The following is a 2,558-nucleotide window of genomic DNA, read 5'->3' as shown; positions in this document are numbered from 1 at the left end:
CGTGCTTCACGAATAACGGACTGCCGCTCCGCATCGTCTTTGACCCGCACTTTCTTAAACGCCCGTTGCACCTCAAGTGTCGTATCCCATACCGGGTACACATCCCCAAACGTCCCCGATTTTGCCCTCCCCCGCTGCTCGTATCTTTCTTGTGCCATGCCGCGAATTATACCCCTTCGTGAAGCCGGGGGAAACACCTGAGCCATAAACCCTTCGCGAAGCCGGAGGGTGACGAGCCTTAGCGAGTCGGGAGGCAAAACTGCCACAAATGACACCCAGCTCGCACCACGCCAGGTGGTGATCCAATAATCCCCCTGATCTCCCCTTCCCTGCCCTGAGGGAAGGGGGTCGGGGGGATGGGTTCGGGGGCACGGGTTCAAGACGATACAATACCCCGATGCGCCATCTGATTATCGGAACCGCCGGGCACGTAGACCACGGTAAGACAACCCTCATTCGTGCCCTGACCGGCACCAACACCGACCGGCTCGCGGAGGAACAGGCACGGGGAATGACCATTGATTTGGGGTTCGCCTTTCTCGTGCTACCCGGCGAGATAGAAGCGGGAATTGTAGACGTGCCCGGCCATGAGCGCTTTGTCAAAAATATGCTCGCGGGTGCGGGTGGCGTGGATGTGGCACTGCTGGTGATCGCCGCCGACGAAGGCCCGATGCAGCAGACACGCGAGCACTTGGATATCCTCAGCGTGCTCGGGGTCACGGTTGGCGTGGTTGCCCTCACCAAGACCGACCTGGCCGACCCAGATATTCAAGAACTTGCCGAGCTAGAGACCCGCGAGGCGCTGGCCAAGACACCACTCAAAGAGGCGGTGATCGTACCGGTGAGCGCCCAGACGGGCGCGGGGCTAGAGGCGCTTAAACAAGCCCTCGCAGTAGCGGCGGCGAAAGCGCCTGTGCGGGATGAGAGTGCCCCTGTGCGCCTGCCTGTGGATCGCGTTTTTTCTCTACCGGGCGTGGGAACCGTCGTGACGGGAACACTCATCTCCGGGACGTTGCACACGGGGGATCCTGTTGCACTGGAGCCGCAAGGTCTTCTGAGTAAGGCACGCACACTCCAGGCACATAAACAAAAAGTGGACGTGGTCGAGCCAGGGATGCGTGTGGCAGTGAACTTGCCCGGCATTGAGGTGAGCCAGATCGAGCGCGGCGCGGTGCTCTGTACACCCGGCACGCTCTCGTCCACCACGCTCTTAGATGCTCGTCTCTCCGTTTTGCCCTCGGCCTCGCGTGCCTTGCGCCACCGGGAGCGCATTCGGCTTCATCTAGGAACAGGCGAGCTGCTGGCTAGAATTGTGCTTCTCGAAGGCGCGGAGATCCTGCCGGGCACGAGTGACATCCCCGTCCAGTTTCTGTGCGAGAGCCCGACGGCCCCGGCGCTTGGGGAGCGCTTTGTTGTGCGCACGTACTCACCTGCGCGCGCCATCGGGGGCGGCACGATTGTGGATCCCAAGCCTGCCCGCAAGTACCGGCGCGGCGATGCGGCGGCGCTCGCACTCTTTGAGGCACGTGGCGCGGGGTCACCTGAGGAGGCCGTCTATGCCCAGCTCGCCTCACGTAACGGGGAGTTCAGTGTAAAAGAAGTCAGTGCCGCCGTGGGCTTTCCCGCCGATGAAGCGCTGGAAGTCCTCGCGGATGCAGGCCGTGCGGTCGTGATTGGTGGGGATCGCTATGTCTCCGATGAGGCGGCACGGCGCCTGCGGGAGACGGCTCGGCGCACGCTGGAGACATATCATCGGCAGAATCCCTACCACAAAGCCATGCCCCGCGAGGGCCTGCGGACACCGCTGAGTAAAGCTGCCGTGGTGAAGGACTTCAATGCGCTGGTCGTCTATCTCAGTAGCGAAGGTCTCTGCGTGCCTGAGGGCGTACGAGGCCTGCGTGCGACGGACCATGAAGTGATCATTCCAGAAGTTTGGAAAAAAGCAGCGGAGCATATCCTCTCGGTCTACCAGGGGGCAAAGTTCGCTCCGCCCTACCCCGGCGACTTCACGGCGACCTACCCGCGCGATGTGCATGTCCCAACCATTCTCAGTATTCTGTGTGAGCGCGACCAGCTCGTCAAGATCGGGGACAATCTCTATCTCAGTGCCGAGGCAATTCTTGAAGTCAAGCAGGTCATCCGGCGGCTCGCCAGCACCCCCGACGGCATCACGGTCGGCGGCGTCCGCGATGCCATTGACAGCTCCCGCAAGATCGTTCTGCCGTTGTTAGAACACCTCGATGGCATCCGCTTCACCCACCGAAACGGCGACATCAGAACCCTCTCGGAGTCTGCGAACACGGTATAATTCCTCTTGTGGCGAAGCCTTTTGATGCAACAACAAAATTTCTGGTGGAGACGCATTCCGCTGACTGGGTGCGCCTGCTCGGTCTTCCGTATGCGGAAGCGAAACTTTTAGACACGGATCTTTCCACCGTCACTGCCGCCGCCGACACACTTCTGCGGGTTCAGACTCAACCACGAAGCAAAACCCTCGGAGGCAGACCGCCTTCGAACCGCGAGCTTCGTCTTAATGGGTCTGAAATATGATCCGAAAT

Annotated in this window: 2 protein-coding genes; both read left to right on the top strand. The window is 60.9% G+C overall.

The features are described 5' to 3' along the window. Positions 1-397: 397 nt before the first annotated feature. Positions 398-2,308: a selenocysteine-specific translation elongation factor gene (selB, locus tag ACH2EH_RS26890; protein WP_395146556.1), complete on the top strand. Its 1,911-nt coding sequence runs from the start codon at positions 398-400 to the stop codon at positions 2,306-2,308. An 8-nt stretch (positions 2,309-2,316) separates the two neighbouring features. Beyond that, a complete protein-coding gene (locus ACH2EH_RS26885) occupies positions 2,317-2,550 on the top strand; it encodes a hypothetical protein (protein WP_395146554.1) in 234 nt (77 codons plus the stop codon). The last annotated feature ends 8 nt before the right edge of the window (positions 2,551-2,558 follow it).

It is taken from the genome of Armatimonas sp., from assembly GCF_043760365.1.
Taxonomy (GTDB): Bacteria; Armatimonadota; Armatimonadia; order Armatimonadales; family Armatimonadaceae; genus Armatimonas.
Note: the sequence above shows the minus strand (reverse complement) of the source record. Positions and strands in the feature narration are given on the sequence as shown.